Annotated in this window: 23 protein-coding genes; 18 read left to right on the top strand and 5 right to left on the bottom strand. The window is 71.1% G+C overall.

What is annotated here, in order from left to right:
- Positions 1-4: 4 nt before the first annotated feature.
- Positions 5-949: an NAD(P)/FAD-dependent oxidoreductase gene (locus EV380_RS10840; protein ID WP_207219403.1), complete on the bottom strand. Its 945-nt coding sequence runs from the start codon at positions 947-949 to the stop codon at positions 5-7.
- 93 nt (positions 950-1,042) lie between these two features.
- Here EV380_RS10840 and EV380_RS10835 point away from each other — a divergent pair, with 93 nt between their 5' ends.
- The 7 genes from EV380_RS10835 (at position 1,043) to pcaDC (ending at position 7,865) form a co-directional block, all read left to right on the top strand.
- Entirely contained in the window at positions 1,043-1,666 is a 624-nt protein-coding gene (locus EV380_RS10835) for a helix-turn-helix domain-containing protein (protein WP_130451147.1), read from the top strand.
- Positions 1,667-1,689: 23 nt separating this feature from the next.
- Positions 1,690-2,448 carry an IclR family transcriptional regulator gene (locus tag EV380_RS10830; RefSeq protein ID WP_130451146.1) on the top strand — a complete coding sequence of 253 codons (759 nt, stop codon included), beginning with the start codon at positions 1,690-1,692 and terminating at the stop codon, positions 2,446-2,448.
- Positions 2,449-2,525: 77 nt separating this feature from the next.
- Positions 2,526-3,731, top strand: a complete 1,206-nt coding sequence (locus EV380_RS10825; RefSeq protein WP_130451145.1) for a 4-hydroxybenzoate 3-monooxygenase — start codon at positions 2,526-2,528, stop codon at positions 3,729-3,731.
- A 55-nt stretch (positions 3,732-3,786) separates the two neighbouring features.
- Complete coding sequence (pcaH, locus tag EV380_RS10820; protein WP_207219402.1) at positions 3,787-4,602, top strand: protocatechuate 3,4-dioxygenase subunit beta; 816 nt, start codon at positions 3,787-3,789, stop codon at positions 4,600-4,602.
- The gene (gene pcaG / locus EV380_RS10815; RefSeq protein WP_130451144.1) at positions 4,603-5,181 is read left to right on the top strand and encodes a protocatechuate 3,4-dioxygenase subunit alpha; all 579 of its coding nucleotides are present in this window, start codon (positions 4,603-4,605) and stop codon (positions 5,179-5,181) included.
- Between the two features lie 34 nt (positions 5,182-5,215).
- Positions 5,216-6,640 (top strand): lyase family protein, encoded by a 1,425-nt coding sequence (locus EV380_RS10810; RefSeq protein WP_242607587.1) that lies wholly within the window; start codon positions 5,216-5,218, stop codon positions 6,638-6,640.
- The gene (pcaDC, locus tag EV380_RS17040) at positions 6,633-7,865 is read left to right on the top strand and encodes a bifunctional 3-oxoadipate enol-lactonase/4-carboxymuconolactone decarboxylase PcaDC (protein WP_130451143.1); all 1,233 of its coding nucleotides are present in this window, start codon (positions 6,633-6,635) and stop codon (positions 7,863-7,865) included. Before EV380_RS10810 ends, pcaDC begins: the two co-directional genes overlap by 8 nt.
- Before the next feature lie 67 nt (positions 7,866-7,932).
- Here pcaDC and EV380_RS10800 read toward each other — a convergent pair whose 3' ends face one another.
- Together EV380_RS10800 and EV380_RS10795 are read right to left on the bottom strand one after the other, a co-directional pair.
- Positions 7,933-9,024, bottom strand: a complete 1,092-nt coding sequence (locus EV380_RS10800; protein WP_207219401.1) for an enoyl-CoA hydratase/isomerase family protein — start codon at positions 9,022-9,024, stop codon at positions 7,933-7,935.
- A gap of 112 nt (positions 9,025-9,136) precedes the next feature.
- Positions 9,137-9,913, bottom strand: a complete 777-nt coding sequence (locus EV380_RS10795; RefSeq protein ID WP_130451141.1) for an alpha/beta fold hydrolase — start codon at positions 9,911-9,913, stop codon at positions 9,137-9,139.
- Positions 9,914-10,090: 177 nt separating this feature from the next.
- On the opposite strand from EV380_RS10795, the gene EV380_RS10790 reads away from it, so the two are divergent.
- From EV380_RS10790 to EV380_RS10780, 3 genes are read left to right on the top strand one after another with little or no spacing between them, the layout of a single operon-like run.
- The gene (locus tag EV380_RS10790) at positions 10,091-11,296 is read left to right on the top strand and encodes a glycerophosphodiester phosphodiesterase family protein (RefSeq protein WP_130451140.1); all 1,206 of its coding nucleotides are present in this window, start codon (positions 10,091-10,093) and stop codon (positions 11,294-11,296) included.
- Between the two features lie 52 nt (positions 11,297-11,348).
- Positions 11,349-12,149 carry a 5'-nucleotidase, lipoprotein e(P4) family gene (locus tag EV380_RS10785; protein WP_130451139.1) on the top strand — a complete coding sequence of 267 codons (801 nt, stop codon included), beginning with the start codon at positions 11,349-11,351 and terminating at the stop codon, positions 12,147-12,149.
- 58 nt (positions 12,150-12,207) lie between these two features.
- Entirely contained in the window at positions 12,208-12,765 is a 558-nt protein-coding gene (locus EV380_RS10780; RefSeq protein ID WP_130451138.1) for a hypothetical protein, read from the top strand.
- 20 nt (positions 12,766-12,785) lie between these two features.
- Here EV380_RS10780 and EV380_RS10775 read toward each other — a convergent pair whose 3' ends face one another.
- On the bottom strand, positions 12,786-14,459 hold the full coding sequence (locus tag EV380_RS10775; protein WP_165391939.1) for a helix-turn-helix domain-containing protein: 1,674 nt from the start codon (positions 14,457-14,459) through the stop codon (positions 12,786-12,788).
- A gap of 90 nt (positions 14,460-14,549) precedes the next feature.
- On the opposite strand from EV380_RS10775, the gene EV380_RS10770 reads away from it, so the two are divergent.
- Positions 14,550-15,656, top strand: coding sequence for an alcohol dehydrogenase catalytic domain-containing protein (locus EV380_RS10770; RefSeq protein WP_130451136.1), 1,107 nt, complete (start codon positions 14,550-14,552; stop codon positions 15,654-15,656).
- A gap of 72 nt (positions 15,657-15,728) precedes the next feature.
- Positions 15,729-17,189, top strand: a complete 1,461-nt coding sequence (locus EV380_RS10765; protein WP_207219399.1) for a hypothetical protein — start codon at positions 15,729-15,731, stop codon at positions 17,187-17,189.
- Between the two features lie 32 nt (positions 17,190-17,221).
- On the opposite strand, the gene EV380_RS10760 is transcribed toward EV380_RS10765, so the two are convergent.
- Positions 17,222-18,208, bottom strand: coding sequence for a LacI family DNA-binding transcriptional regulator (locus EV380_RS10760; RefSeq protein WP_207219397.1), 987 nt, complete (start codon positions 18,206-18,208; stop codon positions 17,222-17,224).
- 124 nt (positions 18,209-18,332) lie between these two features.
- Between EV380_RS10760 and EV380_RS10755 the strand changes: the two genes are divergently transcribed.
- From EV380_RS10755 to EV380_RS10730, 6 genes are all read left to right on the top strand, one after another.
- Positions 18,333-19,973, top strand: a complete 1,641-nt coding sequence (locus tag EV380_RS10755) for an HAD family hydrolase (RefSeq protein WP_130451135.1) — start codon at positions 18,333-18,335, stop codon at positions 19,971-19,973.
- Positions 19,974-20,014: 41 nt separating this feature from the next.
- Positions 20,015-20,923, top strand: coding sequence for a DUF8171 family membrane protein (locus EV380_RS10750; RefSeq protein ID WP_102159327.1), 909 nt, complete (start codon positions 20,015-20,017; stop codon positions 20,921-20,923).
- On the top strand, positions 20,920-22,632 hold the full coding sequence (locus tag EV380_RS16895; protein WP_130451134.1) for an ABC transporter ATP-binding protein: 1,713 nt from the start codon (positions 20,920-20,922) through the stop codon (positions 22,630-22,632). Before EV380_RS10750 ends, EV380_RS16895 begins: the two co-directional genes overlap by 4 nt.
- Entirely contained in the window at positions 22,629-23,462 is an 834-nt protein-coding gene (locus EV380_RS10740; RefSeq protein ID WP_242607586.1) for an energy-coupling factor transporter transmembrane component T family protein, read from the top strand. Before EV380_RS16895 ends, EV380_RS10740 begins: the two co-directional genes overlap by 4 nt.
- Positions 23,463-23,625: 163 nt before the next feature.
- On the top strand, positions 23,626-24,855 hold the full coding sequence (locus EV380_RS10735; protein WP_102157265.1) for a thiolase family protein: 1,230 nt from the start codon (positions 23,626-23,628) through the stop codon (positions 24,853-24,855).
- 10 nt (positions 24,856-24,865) lie between these two features.
- Complete coding sequence (locus EV380_RS10730) at positions 24,866-25,564, top strand: 3-oxoacid CoA-transferase subunit A (protein ID WP_130451133.1); 699 nt, start codon at positions 24,866-24,868, stop codon at positions 25,562-25,564.
- Positions 25,565-25,569 lie beyond the last annotated feature (5 nt).

Raw genomic sequence — 25,569 nt, 5'->3', positions numbered from 1 at the left:
GCGCTCAGGCGTTGACGGCCAGCTTCGCTGCGACGTCGGCGTTGATGAGGTCCATGTTCAGCTGGGCGCCCGCGGTGACCCCCGCGGCGGCGGCGTGCGGAACGCTCGCGCCGACATCGGCGCTGTTCCCGGCAGCCCAGACGCCGGCGATCGCGGTCGCCCCGCGCGGGTCTGTCTCGATGAACTCACCCATGGGGTTCTCGCTGACCTCGCCGCCGAGGCCGGTGTAGAGCTCGCTGCGGGCGATCATCCGCGACTGCACCGCCAGTGCGTCGAAGGGCATCCCCGTCCCATCTTCCAGCACCACGCCGGTCAGTCGGCCGCCCGTGCTCACCGCCCGCTCGATCCGCGCGTCCACCACCTCGACGCCGGCGGCCGCCAGCTGCCCACGCTGCTCGGCGGTCACCTCGGCGTCGTGGGTGATGAGCGTGACGTGGCGGCTGAGTTGGGAGAACAGGAGCGCCTGGTGTGTCGCCATGACCGAGCTGCCGATGACGCCGATCCGCTGCCCGCGCACCTCCCAGCCGTGGCAGTACGGGCAGTGCAAGACGGACGTGCCGCAGTGCTCCGCCAGGCCGTCGATCGCCGGCAGGCCGTCCACAAGCCCTGTGGCCAGCAGCACCCGGCGCGCGGTCAGGCGCTCCCCTGAGCCGAGGTGGACGCCGAAGAACTCGCCGGGTGCATCGGTGCAGTTCTCCAGGGTGCGGACGTCGGCGGAGCGCAGTTCCACCCCGTACTTCTCGGCGTCGCGGCGCGCGCGGTCGAGGAGTTCGGCGGGCGATGCGCCGTCGTTCGCGAAGACGTTGTGCGCGGCGGGGGAGGGCGCGTTGCGCGGCTGTCCGGCGTCCAGGACGACGACGCGGCGCAGCGAGCGGCCGAGCGCGGTGGCCGCGGCCAGTCCGGCGACGGAACCGCCGACGATGGCGACGTCGTATTCGGCGTTCTTCATGTTTCCTCCTGAGTTGAGAATGGTTCGCATGACCAGTGTGCGCCGGGTGGTGCGTATTGGCAAGTCCATTTGCCGTTATGGCAAGCTAGTCGCATGAGCGAATGTTCCGACCCCTCCCACGACCGCGACACCCTCGACGCCGTCGCGTCCCGCCTGCGCCTCATCCGCACCTCCCGTGACCTGACGCTCGCGGCGGTCGCGGAGTCCACCGGGATCTCGGTCAGCACGCTGTCCCGGCTCGAGTCCGGCGGGCGCAAACCCACCCTGGAACTCCTGCTGCCGCTCGCGCGCCACTACCGCGTCCCGCTCGACGACCTCGTCGGGGCCCCGCCTGTCGGTGATCCGCGCGTGCACATCCGGCCCATTCGCCGCCACGGCCGCACGATCCTGCCGCTCAGCCACGGGGTGGTCGGCGGCGGGAACGACGACGGCCCGGGCCTGCGCGTCTACAAGCAGATCCTGCCGGGCGTCGCGGCGCGGCGGGCGCCGAAGCCGCGCAGTCATCCGGGGCACGAGTGGATGTACGTCATCGCCGGCCGGCTGCGTCTGGTTCTCGGTGTCGGCGCGGACGCGCGGGACTTCGAGCTCGGCCCGGGGGAGGCCGCTGAGTTCGACACTCGGACCCCGCACTGGTTCGACGCCGCCGGGCCCGAGGCGGTCGAGCTCGTCGCCCTCTTCGGTGCCGACGGGCAGAAGGTGCACGTCGCGCAGGTGTGAGCAGGCGGGGCTAGGATCGGGCTATGGCCAACTCGCGCTCGGGGGACAAGTTGCTGGACCGCGTGGTGCGGATCCTCGAGTCGTTCACGGCCACCGAGCCGCGGCTGAGTATCGCCGAGATCGCCGACCGCGCCGGGCTGCCCGCGGCCAGCGCCTACCGGCTCGTCGACGACCTTGCCTCCCAGGGACTGTTGCTGCGCGAGGACGGCGGCGTCCGTCTGGGCATCCGGCTGTGGGAGCTCGCCAACCGGGCCTCCGCGGCGCGCGATCTGCGCCAGATCGCGCTGCCGTACCTCGAGGACCTGAACCAGCTGCTGCGCCAGCACACCCAGCTCTCCGTCCTGCATCAGGACGAAGTCCTGATCCTGGAGCGACTCTCGCGACCCGGCGCCGCGGCCAATCAGGCCCACGTGGCCGGGCGGCTGCCGGTGCACAGGACCTCGATGGGCATGGTGCTGCTCGCGTACGCACCCGCTCACGTGCTCTCCGGCTATCTCGCCCGGCACGAAGAGGCCGTCGTCGAGCGGCACGGCGACATCAGGCGCGTGCTCGCGGAGATCCGCCGCACCGGGCACGCGACCTTCGACGGCTTCCTCGACGACACGACGACGGGCGCCGCAGCCCCGCTGCTCGACCGCTCGGGTCATGCTGTCGCCGCGATGGGCGTCGTCGTCCCGCGCGGGTCGGATGCGCTCCCCGCTGTCGTGATGGCCCTGATGACCGCCGCGCGCGGCGCCTCGCGCGACCTGCAGGCGATGGGGGACCCCCGGATCTCCCATTGAATGGGAATGCCGTGGATCGGACTGTGGCCCAGGGCACAGACTGGCTCGAGTACACAACGTTCGAGCGAGGGAGAACCATGGCGCAGCCGTCCACCGTGATCGCCACCCGCGTCGGCATCGTCGGCGGCGGGCCCGCAGGGCTCATGCTCTCGCACCTGCTCTCGTCCGCCGGGATCGAGAACATCGTCGTCGAATCCCGCGACCACGAGACGATCCGCACGACCCACCGCGCCGGCATCCTCGAAGCCGGCTCCGTCGCACTCCTGACGGACACCGGCGTCGACTCCCGCGTGCTCACGCACGGCGACGAGCACGCCGGCATCGACCTGCGCTTCGCCGGCGAGTCCCACCCACTCGATTTCAAAGACCTCGTCGACGCCACCGTCACCCTCTACGCGCAGAACGAAGTCTTCACCGACCTCGCCGCGGCCCGCACCCGCGACGGCGGCGACGTCCGCTTCTCCGCCGAGGTCACCGAGGTCTGGGACCTCGAGACGGCGACCCCCAAGTTCCGCTTCACCCAGGGCGGGGACGGGGACGACGCCGGCGCCTCCTATGAGGTCCATGCCGACATCGTCGTGGGCGCCGACGGCTCCCGCAGCTTCTGCCGCCGGGCCGTCGCCGGCGAGCGCGAGTACCGGTTCGAGTACCCTTTCGCGTGGTTCGGCATCCTCGCGGAGGCCCCCAAGTCAGCTCCGGAGCTGATCTACGCGAACTCGCCGTCCGGGTTCGCCCTGATCTCGCAGCGCAGCGAGTCCGTCCAGCGCATGTACTTCCAGTGCGATCCGTCCGAGAACGTCGACGACTGGAGTGAGGACCGCATCTGGTCCGAGCTGGCCGGCCGCGTTGCCGGTCCTGACGGATTCGAGCTGAAGACGGGCCCGATCTTCGACAAGACCGTGCTCGGCTTCCGCTCCTTCGTGCGGGAGCCGCTCTCCCACGGCCGGCTCTTCCTCGTCGGCGACGCCGGGCACACCGTCCCGCCAACCGGGGCGAAGGGGCTGAACCTGGCCCTCGCCGATGTGAAGGTCCTCTTCGAGGCGATCGAGAGCTTCTGCGCGAGCGGTTCGGACGCCCTGCTCGAGTCCTATTCGGACACCGCCCTGCGCCGGGTCTGGAAGGCCCAGAACTTCTCGAGCTGGATGACTTCGATGCTGCACACCCCGCCCGGGCAGGACCCGTTCGTGGCGCGCCGCGCGCTCGGCGAGCTCGACGCCGTCGTCTCCTCCCGGTACGGGCGGCAGTACCTGGCCGAGGCCTACACCGGCTGGCCGCACGGCTGAGCCGGCACCACGTGAACCCGATCACCCCAGACCACGCACCAGACAAGGAGCGCACATGAGCCAGCCACCCGTCGGCGGGCAGCAGCCCGCCCTCGACCCCGCCGCCACCATGGACTCGCAGGAGAAGCTCTCCGGCGAGATCGAGGCCATCGGCGCGGAGTACGCGGCCGCGGGCCGTCTCGAGACCCAGCCGCGCCTGGACTACCCGCCCTACCGGTCGTCGCTGCTGCGCCACCCCACCAAGGACCCGCACCACGTGGACCCGGAGACGATCGAGCTCTGGGCCCCCGCGTTCGGCGAGCGGGACGTGCACCCGCTCGAAGCGGACCTGACGATCCAGCACAACGGCGAGCCGATCGGCGAGCGCATCGTGGTCGCCGGTCGCGTCCTCGACGGCGACGGCCGCCCGGTGCGCAACCAGCTGATCGAGCTGTGGCAGGCCAACGCGGCCGGGCGCTACATGCACAAGCGGGACCAGCACCCGGCGCCGCTGGACCCGAACTTCACCGGCGTCGGCCGGGCGATCACCGGACCGAACGGCGAGTACCGCTTCACCACCATCAAGCCGGCGCCCTATCCGTGGAAGAACCACCACAACGCGTGGCGCCCGGCGCACATCCACTTCTCGCTCTTCGGCACGGACTTCACCCAGCGCATGATCACCCAGATGTACTTCCCGGGCGACCCGCTGTTCGCGCTGGACCCGATCTACCAGACGATCGTGGACCCGAAGGCCCGCGAACGGCTCGTCGCGACGTACGACCACTCGATCACGAGCCACGAGTGGGCGACCGGCTACAACTGGGACATCGTGCTGACCGGCAGCAACCGGACCTGGATGGAAGACGACGCGCAGGATGAGGAGCACTAGATGAGCCACGCACCGGAATTGAAGCTGGTCCCCACCCCCGGGCAGACCGTCGGCCCGTTCTTCGGGTACGCGCTGCCGTACGACAAGGACTCCGAGCTGCTGGCCCCCGGCCACCCCCGCTCGATCCGCCTGCACGGCACCGTCGTCGACGGCGACGGCGCGCCCATCCCGGACGCGCTGCTGGAGATCTGGCAGGCGGACGAGGCCGGCACGATCAGCCGGGAGACCGGATCGCTCGTGCGCGACGGTTACACGTTCACCGGGTTCGGCCGCGCCGCCGTCGACAACGTCGGGCACTACACGTTCACGACCGTGAACCCGGGTCCGACCGAGCCGGGCAAGGCGCCGTTCATCGCGCTGACCGTGTTCGCGCGCGGGCTGACCAACCGCCTGTTCACACGCATCTACTTGCCGGAAGACACCGAGGCGCTGGCCTCCGACCCGCTGTTGGCCTCCCTCGACGCTGAGCGCCGCCGGACCCTGATCGCCGAGCGCGAGGCGGACGGCTCCCTGCGGTTCGACGTGCGCCTGCAGGGCGGCGACGAGACCGTCTTCCTGTCCTACCCGCGCGAGTCCTAGGCACCCCCGACACGGCCGGGCTAAGTTGAGGAGCATGATGGATCCCCGAGAGGTGAGCCTGCTGGACCCTGTGAGCGCCGGCGGTGCGGCTGCACGCGCGACTGGTGACACGGCATTCGTGCAGGCGATGCTCGACGTCGAGTCCGCCTGGGCCGGCGTGCTGTCCGACGCCGGGCTGATCGAGCCCGCGGCGGCGGAGGCCGTCGCGGAGGCCGCCGACGCCCGCCGGTACGACCTCGCGTCCCTGACCGCGCGCACCCGCGACGGGGCCAACGCGCTCATCCCGCTGCTGGCCGATCTCCGCTCGACCACGCACGAGGTCGCGCTGGCCGCCGGGGCCGACCGGGCCGGCGCCTCAGCCGCGGCGGCGGCCGTGCACCGCGGGGCCACCAGCCAGGACATCATCGACACGGCCCTCATGCTCGTCGCCCGCCGTGCCGGAGCGGCACTGACCGCCGACCTGGCCTCCGCCGCCGATTCGCTCGCCGGCCTCGTGGACGCCCACCGGGGCACGCTCGCTGTCGCCCGCTCGCTGACCCAGCACGCCCTGCCGACGACCTTCGGGCTGCGCGCCGCCGGCTGGCTCTCCGGAGTGGTCACCGCCGCGGACCGCATCCGCGGTGCGCTCGACGCCGCGCCGCTTCAGTGGGGCGGTGCAGCCGGCACGGCGGCCGCGCTGACCGACGTCGTCGCCGGTTCCTCCGCGACGCCGGCCGGCCTCGCCGCGAGCCTCGCGGACCGCCTCCGGCTCGCCGACCCGGGGGCGCCCTGGCACACCCAGCGGCTGCCCGTGACGTCGCTGGGAGCCGCGCTCGCCGACGTCGTCGTGGCCGCCTCCAAGGTCGCCAACGATGTGCTGCTCGGCGCCCGACCGGAGGTCGGCGAACTGCGCGAGGCCGCGAGCCAGGGCCGGGGCGGCTCCTCGGCCATGCCGCAGAAGCAGAATCCGGTCCTGGCTGTCACGATCAAGCAGGCCGCGATCGCCGCGCCCGCCCAGCTCGGGCAGCTCTACGCCGCGGCCGCGGCCGCCGGCGACGAGCGGCCCGACGGCGGCTGGCACGCCGAATGGGCCGCCCTGCGGGCCCTGATCCGCACGGCCGGCGCGGCCGCCGAACAGCTCGCCGCGCTCACCGCCGGGCTCGAGGTCGATAAGCAGCGGATGCGGGCCAACCTCGAGCTTTCCGGCGGGCTCGTGCTCAGCGAGCGGATCATGGCGCGGCTCGCGGCGCACGCCCGACACGGAGACCTTCGGGGCAAAGAGGCCGTCACGGCGCTCGTCCGCGCGGCGCAGACGAGCGGCGCGTCACTGCGCGAACTCCTGCGTGCCGGCATCGACCCGGCCGTCGTGAGCGATGCCGAACTCGACACCCTGCTGGACCCCGACGACTACCTTGGCGCCACCGACGCCTTCATCGACACACACCTCGCCACCTACCGAAAGCTGCACCCGGATGACTAGCCCCGCACTGCGCCCGATCCTGCTCACCGCGGCCGCCGACGCCGCGACCGGTTCCGGGCGGTCCAAGCCCACGATCGTCGTCGGGCCCTCCCTCGGCACGGGCGCGGCTGCGCTGTGGGGGAGCACGGCGGCGCTGCTCGCCGAACGGTTCACCGTGATCGGCTGGGACCTGCCCGGGCACGCCGGCGCCGAGGCCTCCGAGGCCGACTACACGATGGCCGAACTGGCCGACGCGGTCGCCGCCCTCATCGCAGCCCTGCGCGCCGAGGGCGCCATCGCGGAGGCAGGGGAGGTGCCGCTCTTCTACGCGGGCGTCTCGATCGGGGGCGCGGCCGGCGCGCAGCTGGGGCACGACCACCCCGGCCTCTTCGACGGGATCTCCATCATCTGCTCGGCCGCGAAGATCGGGACCCCCGAGGGGTGGGCCGAGCGCGCCGAGCTCGTGGCGGCCGCCGGCACTCCGACCATGGTCTCCGGCTCGGCCGAACGCTGGTTCGCCCCCGGTTTCCTCGAGGAACACCCACAGGCCGGCACCGCGTTGCTGCACGTGCTGCAGAACGCCGACCGGCACTCCTACGCCCACGCCTGCCGGGCGCTCGCCGGCTACGACCTGCGCGAGGAGCTGGGCTCGATCACGGCCCCGGTGCTGGCGATCGCCGGCGCCCACGACGCGGTCTGCCCGCCCGCGGACGCCGAAGCGCTGGCGGCCGGCGTTGCGGACGGGCGCGCCGCCGTCGTGCCCTCGGCAGCCCACCTGGCGCCGGTCGAGGATCCCGAGGCGACGGCGGAGCTGCTGGCGGCCTTCTTCGGGTCCCTGACTCCGCGCAGCGGATCCGCTCCGGCTCCCCGCCTGCCCGGCGACCCCTACGACGCGGGCATGGGCGTGCGCCGACAGGTGCTCGGCGATGCCCACGTGGACCGGGCCAACGCGGGAGTCGACGACTTCACCGCTGAGTTCCAGGAGATGATCACCCGCTACGCGTGGGGAACGATCTGGACGCGGGACGGCCTCGACCGGGTGACCCGCAGCGCCATCACGCTGACCGCGATGATCGCCGGGGGCTATTGGGAGGAGCTCGAGATGCACGTGCACGCGGCCGTGCGCAACGGTATGAGCGCCGAGCAGATCAAGGAGGTCTTCCTGCAGTCGGCGATCTACTGTTCGGTGCCCGCGGCGAACGTGGCCTTCAAGATCGGCCAGCGGGTGCTGGCGGAGTACGAGTAACCCGTTTTCAAGGAGGTTCCCGACGCGAGAGAGCCGGTTGGGCCGGCCGGAGAGGGCCCGAAACGGGTCACTCGTCGAGTCGCGCCGGCTGTGCGCTCACTACCTCGGTGATGTCCGCGCGCAGGGAGGGCCCGGGGGCCGCCCAGGCGGGGTTCCGGTCCTTATCGACGACCTGTGCCCGGATGCCTTCGGCCAGGTCCGGGTGTTCCATGAGGAACGCGGCGACGCGAAGCTCCCGGGCGAACGCGTCCGGCAGGAAGTCCTCGGCGCGTGCCGCCCGCACGGCGGCCAGCGCCGTCTCCACGGACAGGGGCGAGTTCGCGCGCACCGCGGCGGCCGCCTCGCGCGCGGCCGGGTACGGCATGGAGTCCAGGGCAGCGAGAATCACCGGCAGCGACTCCTGACCGTAGGCCGCATCGATCCACGGCTGGTTGGCAAGCAGCGTCCGACTCTCGCGCGGCGGCGCAACCGCGAGCAGGATCTCGAGGGCGGACGCGATCGTTCCGGCGTCCGGGCCCGCGCCGAGGCCGGACGTGACCTGGTCGCCGGCGAGGTCGTGCAAGGTGGCGAGCAGGTCGTCGAAGCCGTCCTCGCTCATGCAGAAGTCCGCAAAGCCGGCGTCGATCGCGTCGCCGGCGCCCATCGCCGAGCCAGTGGCCGCGAGGTGCTCGCCGATCCGCCCCGGGGCGGCGCCGAGCAGATGGGTGCCGCCGACGTCGGGGCTGTAGCCGATCTTCGCCTCCGGCATGCCGACCTGGGAACGCGGCGTCACGATCCGCACCCCGGCGTGCGCGGCCAGACCGACGCCGCCGCCCATGCACAGCCCGTCCATGAACGCGACGACGGGCTTGGGGTAGGCCGCGATCTGCTGGTCGACCTCGAACTCGCGGGAGAGGAAGCGCAGGAAGTCTCCGTGGCGGCCCTGAGTGATCGCCTCGTAGAAGACCTTGATGTCGCCGCCGGCGCAGAACCCGCGCTCGCCGGCTCCGTGCAGGACCACGATCCGCACCCCGTCGTCCGCGCGCCACGCGTCCAGCGTGCGCCCGATCGCGTCCACCATGTCCTCGGTCAGCGCGTTGATCTTCTCCGGCCGGTTGAGCGTGATGATCCCCAATCCGTCGGCGATCTGCGCGATGATGCGGTCCTCTGTGTCCGTCACATCTCCTCCTGAGCTGCTCGACTGCACGGCGGTGTCCCGTCGAAACCACCCTAGCGCTGCTGCCGCACGTGGATCGCGCGCCCGGCCCGTGACGAGGCCGGCGGCACCGGGTTCAGCCGAGCACATGGCGGGCGATCAGCCCCGCGATCGTCTCCGGCGCCTCGAGCGGCGTCAGGTGGGCGGCCCCCGGTACGACGGCGGAGTGCCCGTTCGCGACGCCCGTCGCCAGCGCCTCGGCGGCGGATGGAGGGCAGACGCCGTCGTGTTCGCCGGCGACCGCGAGCAGCGGCGCGGTGATCCTTCCGAGCTCATCCGTCAGGTCGTAGTCCGCGAGCGCGTCGCATGCGAAGGCATAGGAGCCCGCGTCGGTGGCGCGCAGGGAGTCCAGCGCCTCGGCGACCCGGCCGGGGTGCGCGTCGACGAATCCGGGACCGAACCAGCGCTGCTTCGATCCTTCCTCGAGCACGTCGGTGCCCTGGTGCCGGACCAGCTCCGCGCGGTCGTGCCAGGTCTCGGGGGTGCCGATCTTCGCGGCCGAGCAGATGATCGATATCGAGGCGAACGCATCGGGGTAGTCGTGGCCGAGCTGCAGGCCGACCGCGCCGGCGATCGATACGCCCGCGTAGTGCACCTCGCCGGCGACGGTCTCATCCACCATGGCCTTGACGCCCGCGGCGAGCTCGCCCATCGAGAAGGACTCCACCGCGGCCGCAGCCTCCCCGTGCCCCGGGAGGTCCCAGCCCAGCAACCGGAGGTGCGGCGCGAGGTGCGGGGCGACGAGATGCCAGATCGACGCCGAGGTACTGCCCAGCGACGGGCCGAGGACGAGCGTCGGAAGCGCCGCATCGGCGTCATTGAGGCGGATGGGGGAGATGCTCGGGACGGCCATGTTCACTCCTGAAGCGCTCGGTCGGTGCGACCGCGCCCGCCGGCGGATGTTGGGGCGCGGTTCATGCGGGCCTTGCCCTCACGTTACCGCGAACGGGTCCCATAGAGGGATGGCCGGAGCGGAACATCGCGCCGGCCGCAGTCCACGCGTTGGGGGACCAGAGACGAGGAGAATCCCATGAAGCACACCCGAGTCCGCGTACTCGCCGCGCTCGCCGCCGGAACGTTCGCCCTGACCTGCGCCGCGCCGGCTCACGCCGACACCGCTGCCGAAACCGGGCAGCCGGTCATGATCGGCCACCGCGGTGCCGCCGGCACCGCACCCGAGAACACCGTGGCCGCCTTCAAGGACGGTCGCGCCTCGGGAGCCGACTTCTTCGAGATCGACGTCCAGCTCTCCGCCGACGGCGTCCCCTTTCTCTTCCACGACAACACGCCGAAGCGCACGACCGACGCCGCCGAGGTTTTCCCCGGGCGCGAGGACGACCCGATCACGTCCTTCACGTGGGACGAACTGCAGCAGCTCGACGCCGGCTCCTACTTCGGGCGCAAGTTCGCCGGCGAGAAGATCCCGCATCTGCGTGACGCGGCGCGGATCGCCACGGCGAATACCGGCGTCTACGTCGAGATCAAGTCCCCGGTGAACTCGCCCGGCATCGAAGCCGTCGTCGCCGACGCGCTGCACTCCGAGCCTGCCTGGCACGAGCTGGTGGCAGCGGAGAAGGTGGAGGTCATCGGATTCGACGCCGTCTCCAACATCCGCTTCGCCGCGCTGGCCCCGGAGATCCCGTTGCAGCAGCTCGCGGGGACCATCCCGTCGGCCGCGGAGATCGAGGCCATGTCCGCGTACGTCGACTCGTTCGGCACCAACTGCCGTGCGCTGGACCAGGCAGGGGTCGACCGCGTGCACGACGCCGGCCTCGAGATCGGCGTCTACACGGTCAACGCGGTCAGCGCGCTCGAGCACGTGATGGATCTCGGGGTCGAGCGGGTGACGGGCGACTTCCCGATCCAGCTGGAGCGTCACCTCGACGGCCTCGATCCGTTCCCTGGCGGGCGCGGCGTGCGCATCCTCGAGTCCAACAACGACGTACCCGGCTCGGACACCCAGGACGAGCATGGCGAACACCTGGTGCTCGTCAACGACGGCCCGGCCGCTGTCGACGTCTCCGGCTACTACGTCCGCGACGCCGCTAACAACATCCTGAATGTCGGCGACGGCTACGTCCTGCAGCCGGGCGCCACTCTGCGCGTCTACTCGGCGTCGGGCACGAACTCCGAGGACGCCTACTACAACGGCGGGGGAGCGGTGCTGAACAACGGCGGCGACTCCCTCGGCCTCTGGAGCGCGCAGGGCAAACTGCTGGACACTTTCGCGAACTAGACCTCTAGTGCGCGGAACCTGGGCGTGATCTGATGGTTCGACGAGAATTCGAATGACTCACTGGAGGATGATGAACATCAGGAAGATCACGATCGGGACCATCGCGCTCGCCGCCCTCGCCCTCGCGGGATGCGCTCCCGCCGGGGACGAGGGCGAGGCGCCGGCGGCTGACGAGTGCGACGTCGTCGAGCACGCGATGGGCCTGCGCTGGCAGCAGCAGAGCGCGGAGGCCAGGGCGCTGCAGGGGCAGGTCTATCGTTTCGCGGAGCAGCGGCTGGAGGAACTCGTCGCGGAGGCTGACGAGGGCGCCGATCTCGCGATCATCACGGACCTCGACGAGACGGCGGTGGACAACACTGAGCTGCTCGCCCGCGACGTCGCCGAATGCCACGACTACAGCGTGTGGGACACGTGGGACCACTGGGAGCGCGAGGGCGAGGCGACCCTGATCCCCGGCGCGCTGGCGTTCTTCGAGCGGGCCGACGAGCTCGGGGTCAGTGTCTACTACGTCTCCGATCGCACCGAGGAGAACCACGGCGACACCGTCGCGATGCTCGAGAAGCTGGAGCTGCCGCAGGTCGAGGACGACCGGGTCCTGCTGCTGGGTCCGCCGAAGGAGGAACGGCGCGCCGCCGTGCAGGCGGAGCACGAGGTGATCATGCAGCTCGGCGACACCCTGCACGACTTCGACGCGTCCTTCGCCGGCGCGGATCTGGAGACCCAGCGCGCGCTCGTCGAGGAGCACGCCGACCGGTTCGGCAACGACTGGATCGTGCTGCCGAACGCCACGTACGGCTCGTGGGAGGACGCCGAGCTGCGCGCGTGGGACGCGCCGCTCGAGGTCGAGGAGTAGCGGGTCGCCCGAAGGTTCACCCCTCCCCGGGGAGGACGGGCTGTCGTAGGCTGTGGACATGGTGAAGCCGTCGAATGTGTCCGCCATCGAGAAGGTCACGGACCGGAGCTGGGAGGCGTGGGTCGCGCTGCTCGACGACGCCGGAGCGCGAGAACTGGACCACGGCGGGATCGCCGTGATCGCCCAGCGGAATCTCGACGTCGAGGGCGGCAACAACGGGTGGTGGGCGCAGTCCGTCGCCGTTGCCTACGAGCAGCACATCGGGCGCCGGCTGCCCGGGCAGCGGCCCGACGGCACGTTCGAGGCGTCGGTCAGCCGGACGGTTGAGGGCCGCCGCGAGGACGTCGCCCGCGCCTGGGCAGAGGTGCTTCTGGACCAGCTCGCCGCGCACGGCGGGGTCGGCGGCGTCGCACTCGAGGGGGACGCCCGCGCGAACGACACGGGGAAACGGTCCTACTGGCGGGTTGGCCTGACGGACGGGACCCGCGTCGCGGTCGCCTTCGAGGACAAGGGCGCGGACAGGGTGACCGTCACCGCCACGCACGAGCGGATCGCTGCCCCGGACCACGTCGCCGACTGGAAAGCGGACTGGAAGGAACTGCTCGGGCGCCTCTGACCGGCCGGCTGAGGCGCCCGTCAGCGCCGGGCCGTGCCCCGCGAATCGCGGGCGGACAGCACCTGCAGCGCCAGGTGAGTCTCCAGACGGCGAGGCGACCGGTTCCAATCGGGCCCGAGCAACGCGGAGAGACGATCGAGCCGCTGCCGCACGGTGTTGCGGTGGACATGCAGCAACTCGGCGGTTCGAATCACGTTGGAGTCCGCGTCGAGATAAGTCAGGGCGGTGCGGACCAGGTCCGTGCCACGCCGCCGGTCATAGTCGACGAGCGGTGAGACGCTTGAAGTCAGCGGCCGCGGCAAGTCTCCCCGCTGGTCCAGGTCGAGCAGCGCACCCAAGAAGCCGAGGTCGGTTCCCTCTGCGACGCCGCCTCGGTCCAGATTCACCAGCGTCCCGAGCGCCAACTCGGCGGTCCGGTGGGTGTCCGGAAGCCCGTCCGGCCCTGCAACCGTGGCGGCGGCGCCCGCCTGGAGGCGCCAACGGTGATCGTCGAAGACGCGCCGGACGGCCGGTTCCCAGCCGGCGTCCGTTGTGACGAGGCAGATGTGGCTCCCGTGGTCGATGGCGACGCTGCGGGCCGACGCGCCGCGCAGCGCACGGAGGCAGGGGCGTCGATCTTCGAGAGGCGGCGTCAACATGACGACGTGGACGGGTTTCGAGGGGTCCAGCCCCCAGCGGCGCATCCGGCGTTCGACGTGCTCGCGGGGCAAATTTCGTTGTGAGAGCAGGTCGTCGATCAGCTCGGACTGACGCCGCAGATCGGCGTCCTCTGCGGCCCGGGAGAAGAGCAGGGCCAGAGCGGCGTGCACTGCGACGCGTTCCAAGAGGAGGAGGTCGGCTTCGCTCGCCGGCCCGGGGGACACGAGGTGGCCGATCTCGTCCGCGCCGGCGCGCAGCGGGACAACCGCTTCCGGGTCGCCGGAACCGACGGACGACGACGTCCTGCCGTCCGGTGCGGCGCTCACCTCGATGCCGTCCGTCGAGACAACCCTCAGCTCGCGGCCGAGCGCGGCTGCGCCGACGCACAGGAGCTCCTGGACATCCGGCGAGACCATGACGACGTCCATCAGCTCGCGGTCGAGATCACGCACCGACTGCAGGTGCTCGATGTCAACGGTCATCTGCCGTTGCCGCGCTTCGAGCTCCCGGGTGAGGCGTTCGGTGGCCTCGAAACGCATCGAATTGTCGAGGGCGACGGCGGCGTGGGTGCCGATCGAATCGACGAGATCGATCTCTTCGGTCGTGAATCGGCGGGAGTGCCGCTCGGCGACGACGAGGGCTCCGATGACGCGGCCGTGGATCGTCAGCGGGACGCCCATGATCGCGCGGACGCCCTCGGCGCGGACGATCTCGTCGACCCGCGGAACGTGCTTGAGGTCCTGATCCTCCAGGTAGTCGGCCGACTGGTACGGCGCGAGCCCGGTCGCGATCTGCCCGAGGATGCCCGTGCCGAGGGGCATCTTCAGTGTGCGATAGGCCGCGGTGGCGACGCCGTCCGACTGCCGGATGGACGTTTCGCGCCGGTCGGGGTCGTTGAGGCTCACGTACGTCATGTCGGTGCCGGTCAACGCCCGCGTCCGCCGGACGATCGCCTGCAGGACGTCCTCGACGTCCTGCAGCGCGGTGAAGTCCGCAGCGGTGTCCAGCAGGGCGCGGAGGAGTCGCTCCTGGGATCGCCCGTGCATGTCACTCATGCACATAAGAGTCCCAGAATAATGTACTTGAGTCCATGGTGACCGACCTCACGGCACCCATAGCATGGCAACGGCCACGAGGAGGCAAACATGAAAATCACCGGTGCAGTACTGGAAGACTGCGGGCGGCAGCGCCCCTACGCGGAGACGAAACCGCTCCGGATCGAAGAGCTCGATCTCGCGGCGCCGGGCCGAGGCGAGCTTCTCGTTCGGATCGAGGCCGCGGGTCTCTGCCATTCGGATCTCTCGGTCGTCGACGGAAAACGTGTCCGCCCCACGCCGATGCTCCTCGGGCACGAGGCCGCAGGTCGAGTGGTCGCCGTCGGCGACGACGAGGCGAGCCTCCGCGTCGGGCAACGCGTCATCATGACGTTTCTGCCGCGCTGCGGAGCCTGTCCCGCATGCGCGACGGACGGGCGGCTCCCGTGCGAGAAGGGTAGCGCCGCCAATGAGGCGGGCACGCTGCTGGGCGGTGAACGTCGACTACTCCGCGACGGCGAGCCGGTCCATCACCACCTCGGGGTCTCGGCGTTCGCGACGCACGCCGTCGTCGACCGCGCCTCCGTCGTTCCGGTGGACGACGACGTGCCACCCGATGTCGCAGCGGTGCTCGGCTGCGCCGTCCTCACGGGGGGCGGAGCCGTGCTCAACGCCGTTGACGCGGCTCCGGGGGAGAGCATCATGATCGTCGGCTTGGGCGGCGTCGGGATGGCAGCGCTGCTCGTCGCCGTCGCCAGGGCAGCCGGCCCGGTCATCGCCGTCGACACCGTGCCCGAGAAACTCGAACTCGCCCGGGCCTGGGGTGCGCACGAAGCGTGGACTCCGGCGGAGGTGGCGGAACGCGGTATCAGGGCCCACCACGTCATCGAGTGTGCCGGGCACCCGCGGGCCTTCGAGGCCGCGTTCGAAGCGACGCGTCCCGGCGGCCGCACGGTCACTGTCGGCCTGCCCGACCCGGCGGCGCGCAGCACGATCTCGCCGCTGGTCCTGACGGCGCAGGCCCGGACCGTCATCGGCAGCTACCTCGGCTCGGCCGTCCCATCGCGCGATATCCCGGAGTTCGTCCGGTGGTGGCGCGAGGGTCGGCTGCCCGTCGAGAACCTCATTACGAGCAGGATCCGGCTCGACGGACTCAACGCGGCGCTGGACGAACTTGCGGACGGCCGCGCCGTGCGACAGATCGTGCACTTCGACTGAGTCAGCCCAGGAACTTCCACCCTCATCCGCGTCGGCATCGTCGCCACGCCAGCACCCTAGAGAGAAGAAACCATGTCCCAGAACACTCACATACCGGAGGCCCGATCGCCTCACTGGAAGGCGGGGCCGTTCGCCATCCGGCTCCCGTTCGTGCACTACCGGTTCGAATGGCAGGACTACACACAGGGACTGCTCATGTGCGCGGTCGACCTCGCCGCGATTCCGTTGCTGCAGGAGCTGCTCGGCATGCCTTTCGAGGCCGCGCTGGCGATCGTCGCCCTCAACGGCCTGCTCTACCTGCTGCACCACCTGCTCGGGGACCCCGTGGTCCCGGGATGGATCACGCCCGCCATCCCGCTGATCATGCTGTACATCATGGCTTTCCCCGAAGATCAGCGAGTGCACGCGCTCATCGCTTTCCAACTGCTCTTCGGTCTGTTCTCGGTCGTCCTAGGAATTACGGGGCTCGCTCAACGGATCGTCCTCTTCATTCCGCACGCGCTCCGTGCCGGCATCGTCGTCGGCGCCGGCATTGCCGCCGTGCAGAGCGTCTTCGCGGCCGGTGGCCGCTTCGAGTCCTTCCCGTGGACCATTTCGATCGCCGTGGGGCTCGCCTTCCTGCTCCTGTACTCCAAGCAGTTCCAGCGCCTGCAGACCCGCAGCCGGGCCGCGGCGTTCATCGGTAACCTGGGCATCCTGCCCTGCATCCTCGTCGCGGTGGTCGTGGCCCCGCTCGCGGGCGAGGCCGCCTGGCCGAGCATCGAGACCGGGTTCAGCAGCCCGGATTTCGTGACGATGTTCACCGAGTACACGGTCTTCGGGGTCGGCCTTCCGCCCTTGATGATGTTCGTGACGGCCGTGCCGACGGTGCTGGCCGCGTACGTCGTCGTCTTCGGCGACGTACTCCAGGCGAAGGCCGTGCTCAAGGAAGCCAGCGACGTTCGCCCGGACGAGGCGGTCGTCTACAACCCGGACCGCGCTCACCTGATCTTCGGCGCCCGCAACGCGCTCATGAGCATCATCGGCCCGGACACCACGATGTGCGGCCCGCTTTGGGCGGCAATGCACGTGACCACCACCGAGCGCTACAAGAAGGGCCCGCAGGCGATGCCCTCGATCTTCGGTGGCGCGGGCTGGTTCAGGTGGGGGACGAACACTGGCCTGTGGCTGCTCCCGGTCATCTCCTTCGTGGAGCCCATCCTCGGGGTCGCGCTGGCGCTGACCCTGCTCATCCAGGGATTCGTGAGCATCAAGGTCGGCATCCTCGAGGCGCGGAGCCGGACGGATCTGGGCATCGCCGGGGTGACGGCGGCCGTGCTGGCGACGAACGGCGCGTCTTGGGGATTCGTCGCGGGCATTCTGCTGTGCCTGCTCGTCTATGGATCCCGCTTCTTCACGGGCGAGGATGATGGCCTCTTCCGCGCCGAGGGTGCCCCAGTTTCCGGCATCGCCGGGACTGACGCGACCGCAGGGGGATCCGGGCCCGAGCCAGGCGGTGCGGGGGCGCGACGCCCGATGGAAGCCCCCGAATAGCGGGAGCGCCTCTGAGCGCCGAATCGTACGGGTCAGGCGCCCGTCGACGCGCGCGCCACGAGCGACGGCGCGGCGACTTCGCGTCCCGGCTCGCCGCCTCCGATGAGCGCGGCGAGCTGTGCCATCGCATCCCGCCCCATGGACGTGCGCGGCTGGTCGATGCTCGTCAGGGACGGTCGCAGCAGTCCCGCCAGTTCGGTGTTGTCGTAGCCGACGATGGCCAGGTCGCCGGGCACCGTCAGGCCCGCGTCGATCGCGCCGCCGAGTAGGCGTGCGGCCACCCGGTCGTTCGCCGCGAACACCGCTGTCGGACCGTCCGCGCTGCGCACGTCCGCGAGGAGGGCTTCGACGCCCCCGGTGCGCGCGTCGTACTCGCGCGGACGAGCCGCGAGTTCTGCGATCCGCTGGCGGTAGGAGTCGCGTCGAGCGGCGGCTGCGGGCCGGTCCGAGGCGGTCAGGTACGCGATCCGCTCGTGCCCGCGGGCGGCCAGATGGTCGACGGCGAGCCGGGCGCCCGCCTCGTCGTCGTTCGAGACCCAGCCGACGCCGGCCGGCACGGCGGCGGGGCGGCCGACCACGACGACGGGCGCGCGATCCGCGAGGCGTTGGAGGTCCGCGGGCGTGAGGTGGGACGTGATCGCGACGACGCCGTCGACGCCGACGTCGAGCAGCTCCTCGGCGTGGGTGAGCAGTACATCCCGATCGCGTCGGCCGTGGCTGAGCAGCACGCCGTAGCCCGCGGCCGCCGCGGCATCCTCGATGCCGTTGACGATGTCCGTGTGGTAGGCGTTGCGCAGGTCGGTGAGCAGGACGCCGATCAGGTTGCTGCGGCCGCTCACGAGCCGCTGGGCCCACCCGTTCTTGCGATAGCCGAGGCGGCCCGCCGCGGCCAGGACGCGCTCGCGGCTCGCCGCGCTCACGCCGGGATCCCCGCGCAGGGCCGAGGAGACCAGCGACTTGGAGACGCCGGCGGCGCGGGCGACGTCGATGATCGTGGGGCGGGCGGATTCGAGGGTCATCGCCTACTTTCTATCAGGTTCCTGCGCCAAGCGGCGTGAGGTGGACGCGGCAGTTCTGGAACGTTCCGGATTCGTTAACCTGCTGTTGTCCCCGTGGACGCGGCCCCCGCATAGCGTCGACGGCATGAACAACGAACACGCTCTCCGGAACGTTCCAGATGCCTTGCTCCTCGACTTCGGCGGGGTCGTCTTCGAAACCCGGAAACACCCCGACGGCCGCGACCGCATGGCCGCGTCCCTCGCTGCCCGCCTCGAACGCGCCCACCTGCCGGCCGACCGGACGGACCTGCGCCGGTCCCTCGACGCCGGGCTGACCGCGCTCAAGCACTGGAAGCACGCGCAGAGCCGCCGGCTCGCCCCGACGGAGATGGGCCCACGCGAAGTCGTCGCGGACTTCCTCGCCGCAGACCTCCCGGCACCCGCCCGCGCGCTCCTGACCGCCGAGGCCTCCGACGTGCTGGCCGAGCTGAATACGACCCTCTCCGCGCACGACCTCCGGCCCGGCATCCGCGAGCTGCTCGACATCGCCGACGCCCGGGGCATCCCCGTCGGCATCGTCTCCAACGCGCACTCGGGCCGCAGTCACCGCCGCATTCTCGCCGATCACGGCCTCGAGGGCCGGTTCGGTATCCAGTGCTACTCGGACGAGGTCGGCCTGCGCAAGCCGCACCCTGGCATCATCGAGCTCGCCGCCCGCGGCCTCGGCGTCGAGCCCGCGCGCTGCTGGTACGTCGGCGACACCCAGGACCGCGACGTCGTCGCCGGGCGCCGAGCGGGCGTCGCCGCCGTCGTACTCACCCGCAGTCACCACACGGACGAGCCGCCGTTCGCCGTCGCCGACACCGCCGACGCCGTCTTCGACACCCCTGAGGGCCTCGCCCGGGCCCTGCGCACGGCCCAGGGCACGACGACGACGGCGCCGTCCCCGCGCGCCCCCGCGGTTCCGGGCTCTGCGCGCGAGCCCGGAGTAGTCGACCCTGTGCGGGGCGCCCTGCTCATCGACCACGGCGGCGTCATCTCGGCCTCGGCCGCGGACCCGCAGGCGATGGACCGGTTCGCCGGCTGGCTCGCCGATCTGCTCGCGGGGACGGAGGCCGGCCCCGACACCGCCGGCGTGCTCACACGCGTCGAGGCGGCCCGGTCGGTGTACCGGGACTTCAAGCGGGACGCTCGCACCGGTTCCGGCCCGGGGGCGGGGATCCCCGAGGTCGACGCGCCCACGTTCTGGCGCGACTGGTTCGGCGCCGGCCTCAGTGGCCGCCAGCGCGCCGTCCTGACCGCCGAGGCGCACGACGTCATGGCCCGCTACGGTGCGGCCAAGTCACGCCGCGAACTGCGTACGGGGGTGGCGGCGCTGCTCGAGGCGTGCGCGGCCGCGGGCCGCCCCGTCGTCGTGGTTTCCAACACCGTCAGCGGGCGGGCCGTGCGCGCCGTGTGCGCGGAACACGGGATCGACCATCTGATCGCCGCCTACGTCTGCTCCGACGAGGCCGGCGCCCGCAAGCCCGACCCTGCGCTCGTGCGCGAGGCGCTTTCGATCGCCGCCGCGGACCCGGGCCTGAGCTGGTTCTACGGGGACAAGCCCCAGAACGACGCCGTCGCCGCCCACACGTGCGGCATCGGGCGCCGGGTCCTGGTGCGCGGCGGCTCCACGGCAGACCCCGCGCTCGAGGCGGCCCTCGCCGAGGGGCTCGTGACCGACGTCGTCGACGACGCCGACGGGCTCGCGCGGCTCATGGGCGCCGTCCCCGCCTTGGCCCGATGACCATCCATCACTCACCACACCTGCGAAAGAGAGATACGGATATGAGCACCACTCTTGGAACCGACGAGCGCCGCGGCGAGCTGCGCGGCACGGGAGGGGCCGGCGCCTCGACGCCGCAGAACCTCATGATCTTCGTGCTGTCGATGGCCCTGTTCGGGCTCTCGAACATCATCCTGGAGGTCGTCCCCGACGTGTCGATCGGACCGGTCGAATTCTCGGTCAGCTACTTCGTCTTCATCCCCCTGACCCTCGCCGCCCTGGTCAGCCCCTTCTGGGTGGCGCTCGGCGCGCCGCTCGGAGAGATCGTCTTCACCGACCTGCTGATGGGCGACTTCTCCGGCCTGGCCGAGGTGGAGGGGTTCATCCAGATGTTCCTGGCGATCTTCGTCGCCGGCTCGATCATCCGCAACCCGCGCAGCCGGGGGCAGATCTTCCTCGGGGCACTGCTCATCGTGGGTATCGACAAGTTCCTCTCCGCCGTCGTCGACCTCGCGAAGGTGTGGATCGGCGTCGAGGACGCCGAATTCGTCGAGGGCCTGCCGCAGTCGATCCTCTTCCTCGAGTCCCTCGGATTCGGCGTGGACGTGATCATCTCCGGCATTCTCTTCGGCGCGATCCCCGCGCTCTGGCTGATCCCGGAGCTCTACGGCCGGCTCGAGCCGCTGCTCGGCCTGCAGCCCCGCGAGCCCGGCAAGCCGTTCCCGGGAGAGGCTCCGAAGGCGTTCTGGTTCGTCGCGGTCGCCGTGCTCGCGGGCCTCGGCTCCTTCGTGTTCGCCTTCCTCGAGGCCGTGGACCTGTCCTTCGGCGTCTTCGAGCCGGACTTCCTCGACGCGTACGGCGACGTGTTCCTCTGGGTGGGCGCCGGCGCCGCCGTCGTCGTGCTGGCGATCGCTGTGATCCTGTTCGCGGTCTGGCGCAAGCGCCGGGCAGGGCGCGGGGACCTGCGATGAGCACGCCGATCATCGAGGTCGAGGAGCTCAGCTTCCGGTACCCCGGCGCGGACGCGGACACGCTGCGCAACGTGAACCTCACGATCGAGCGCGGAGACTTCGTGGCCGTCGTCGGCGGCAACGGATCCGGCAAGACCACGCTCTGCAAGACGTTCAACGGGCTGGTCCCGCACTACTGGTCCGGCGAGTTCGCTGGATCCGTCCGGGTGGCCGGTGTCGACAGCTTCGGCTCCTCGGTCGCGGCCCTGTCGCAGACGGTCGGCTACGTCTACCAGGACTTCCAGAACCAGCTGGTGCGGCCGACCGTGCGCGACGAGGTCGCCTTCGGCCCCATCAACTACGGGCAGTCCGACCACGCGGAGCGCACCGCGGAGGCGATGGAGTTGCTCGGCATCACCCACCTGGCCGACAGGTTCGTGTGGCAGCTCTCCGGCGGTCAGGCCCACCTCGTGGCCCTGGCCTCGGTGCTCGCGCTGCGACCCGAGGTGATCGTGGTCGACGAGCCCGTTGCCGAGCTGGACCCGGCGGCCGCCCAGGAGATCTACCGCCGGCTCGCCGTCCTCAACGAGGAGCACGGGCTGACGGTGATCACGATCGAGCACCACGCCGAATTCATCGCCGCCCACGCCAAGTCCGTGCTGCTCATGAGCGAGGGTGCCCCCGTGTGGCACCTGCCCGTCCGCGAGGCGCTGGGCCGGGCCGGCGAGCTCGTCGAGCACGGCATTCCCGCGCCCCAGATCGTCGACGCCGTCCGCCGGCTCGGGATCGACGGCACGCCCCGCTCCGTCGCCGAGGCGGCGGCCCTCGTGGGCGGCCGGCGCGCGGCCGCCGTCGTGCCCGTCGTGAGCGACCCGGACGCGGCACACGACGACGGCGCCCGGCGCGTCGTCGCGAGCGTGCGCGGCGTGGATCACGGCTACCGCGGCGTGCACGGGGACCTCCAGCCGGTCATCGCCGGGCTGGATCTGGACTTCTCGGCCGGCGACCGCGTCGCCCTCATCGGCGGCAACGGTGCCGGGAAGACGACGCTCATGAAGCTCCTCGCGGGCATCGCCGTCCCGCGTCAGGGCGACGTCCTGCTCGAGGGCGACAACACCCGCAGCAAGCGCGCGCACCGGCTCGCCGACCGCGCCGCGTATCTGTACCAGCAGCCCGAACGGATGTTCCTGAAGGCGTCGGTGCGCGACGACGTCGGGCTGTTCCCGCGGGGACGCCGCGCGCACGACGTCGAGCAGCTCGTCGAGGGCATCCTCGAGCGGGTCCGGCTCGCCGGGTTCGCGGACCGCGACGGGCGCACGCTCTCCGGCGGCCAGCAGCGCCGGGCGACGCTCGCGATCGGCCTGGCCATGCGCCCGAGCCTGCTGCTGCTCGACGAGCCGACCGCCTCTCTCGACGTCGCGAGCCGGGACGACGTGATCGGCATGCTCGCCGACCTCTCCGACGTGATCTCCTGCTCCGTCGTCGCGACCCACGACATGCATCTGGTCGCCGAATGGGCGACCCGGGTCATCGCCCTCGAGGGCGGGCGAGTCGTCGCCGACACGACGCCGCGCGAGCTCTTCGCCCGCGCGGACGTACTCGAGCGGGCCCGTCTGGTCCCGCCCCAGATCACCCAGTTGGGCGCGGGGCTGGGCATGGATCCGCTGCCGCTCACGGTGGACGAGTTCGCGGCCGCGTTCGCCGCCGAGCAGACGGAGGTCGTCGCGTGAAGCTCGCACGCAAGCAGCGCGACGTGCTCTCGGTCGAGTGGGTCAAGCTCGAGCTGATCCGAACGGCCTACGCGACCCGCGGCGGGCTGATCTCGCGCATGGACCCGCGGGTCGTGATCGGCTGGTATGTCCTGTTCGCGATGGCCCCGTGGTTCACGCACAACCTGACCACGCTGGCGTGCCTGTTCGCGCTCGCGAGCGTGTTCGTCGTGATCTCCCGTGTGGGCCCGCTCGTGCTCGGCCTGTTCGTCATCGGGCTCGGCTTCGAGCTCGTCTACCTGGTGCTCGCGGCGACGCTCTTCGGGGGCGACTTCACGACCTTCGTCGCCCTGACCGAAGTCACGGTCAAACTGGGCGTTGTCTCCCTGGTCAGCCTCGCCGCCTTCGTCTCGCTCGATCCGGAGAAGCTCTCCGACGCCCTGCTGGCCCTGCATTTCCCGCCTGCGGTGGCATTCGCCGTGAGCTACGGCTACCGGATGATGCCGATCCTCGTCGAGGAGTTCTCCACGGTCATGGAGGGCTACCAGCTGCGGGAGGCTCCTCCGATCAAGGGCGGAGTCCTGGGCTGGCGGCACCTGGCGCACTGGGCGAAGATCGTCGTCAAGGCGTTCTACCCCATCTTCCTCAACACGGCGAAGTCCGTCCGGACCACCGTCGAGGCGCTCGAGGCCCGCGGCTTCACGTTCGCGACGATCGATCCGCGCGGTCGCGAAATCCGGCTCGGTTCCCTGCGCGTGACCGGACTCGACATCGCAGTCGTCGCGGCGACCGTCGTCGCGATCACCGGGTGCTACGCCATCGGCGCCGCCTGGCCGTTGCACCGGACCTGACCGGCCCGCGGTGCGCAACGACGAGTGGTCGTCTGGATTCGTTCCAGGCGACCACTCGTCGTTGCGGATCTGAGTCGTTGGCCTTCCGCAGCCGTCTTCCATCCGGTAAAGTGTTCGCTTAACGTACAGAAGTTCATATAGCGTACAACCGAGGGAAGTTCACATGGCCCAGGCCTACATGTACGACGCCGTCCGCACGCCGTTCGGGAAGATCGGCGGTTCGCTGTCCGGTCACCGCCCGGACGACCTCGCCGCCCACGTGGTCAAGGAGCTCGTGCGGCGCGCGCCCGGCCTCGAGGCCGGTGCTGCGGAGGGGGATATCGACGAGGTCGTCTTCGGAAACGCCAACGGCGCCGGCGAGGAGAACCGCAACGTGGCCCGCATGGCCACGCTGCTCGCCGGACTGCCGACGTCGATCCCGGGCACCACCGTCAACCGGCTCTGCGGTTCCTCGCTGGACGCGGCGATCTCTGCCTCCCGCCAGATCGAAGTCGGCGAGGCCGACCTCGTGCTGGTCGGCGGCGTCGAGTCCATGTCCCGCGCGCCCTGGGTGCTGCCCAAGACCGAGCGCCCGTTCCCCATGGCTAACCTCGAGCTCGCCAACACCACGCTCGGCTGGCGGCTGGTGAACCCGGCGATGCCGGCCGAGTGGACCGTCTCCCTCGGCGAGGCCACCGAACGGCTGCGCGAGAAGCACGGCATCTCCCGTGCCGCGCAGGACGAGTTCGCCGCGCGCTCGCACCGGCTCGCCGCCCGCGCCTGGGATGAGGGGCGCTACGACAACCTCGTCGTGCCCGTGGCGGCGGCAACGAAGCGCGGGAGCGACGTCGTCCGCGACGAGACCGTCCGGCCCGACTCCACCCCCGAGACCCTCGCCGGCCTGCGCACCGTGTTCCGCTCCGAGGGTGGCACTGTCACGGCCGGCAACGCCTCGCCCATGAACGACGGCGCCTCCGCTGCCTGGCTCGGTTCGGAAGCCGCCGCGGGCGTGCTCGGACGCGATCCGATCGCGAAGATCATCGGCCGTGGCACCTCCGCCAACGACCCGCAGTACTTCGGCGAAGCCCCGGTCGAGGCCGCCGACCTGGCCGTCCGCCGCGCAGGTCTCTCCTGGGGCGACATCGCCGCCGTCGAACTCAACGAGGCTTTCGCCGCGCAGGCCATCGCCTGCATCGAGCAGTGGCAGGCGCGCGGGCTGGCCTCGGCCGAGGTCGTCAACGCCTGGGGCGGGGCCATCGCCATCGGGCACCCGCTCGGCGCCTCCGGCCTCCGGGTGCTCGGCACGCTGGCGCGCCGCCTCGAGACCTCGGGCGAGCGGTACGGCGTGGCCGCCCTCTGCATCGGCGTGGGGCAGGGCATCGCCGTCGTCATCGAGAACGTCAACGCGAAGTAGGAGAAAGAACATGGCACCACGGATCGCACAAGACGCCGCCGACGCCGTTGCGCAAGTGGGGGACGGTTCCACCGTGCTCATCGGCGGGTTCGGCAACGCCGGCCAGCCGATGGAACTGATCGACGCGCTGCTCGAGTCGGGCGCTAGAGGCCTCACGGTGGTGAACAACAATGCCGGCCAGGCCGATGCCGGGCTCGCCCTGCTCATCAAGGAGCGGCGCGTCGCCAAGATCATCTGCTCGTTCCCCCGCCAGTCGGACTCGTGGCACTTCGACGCCGCCTACCGCGCCGGCGAGATCGAGCTCGAGCTCGTCCCGCAGGGCAACCTGGCCGAGCGCCTCCGCGCAGCCGGGGCCGGGATCGGCGGGTTCTTCACGCCGACCGGCTACGGCACGATGCTCGCCGAAGACAAGGAGACCCGCGTGATCGACGGCGTCGGCCACGTCTTCGAGACCCCGATCAAGGCGGACTTCGCCCTGATCAAGGCCCTGCGCGCCGACACCTTCGGGAACCTCGTCTACCGCAAGACGGCGCGGAACTTCGGGCCAGTCATGGCGACGGCGGCGGCCCACGCGATCGTCCAGGTCGACGACGTCGTGCCCGTCGGCGGCATCGACCCGGAGGTCGTCGTGACGCCGGGGATCTACGTGGACACCGTGGTCCGGATCGATTCCGGGCCCACGCCGGCGCTGGCACCGAAGACGAAGTGAGGAAC

Source organism: Zhihengliuella halotolerans (assembly GCF_004217565.1).
GTDB lineage: Bacteria > Actinomycetota > Actinomycetes > Actinomycetales > Micrococcaceae > Zhihengliuella > Zhihengliuella halotolerans.
Note: the sequence above shows the minus strand (reverse complement) of the source record. Positions and strands in the feature narration are given on the sequence as shown.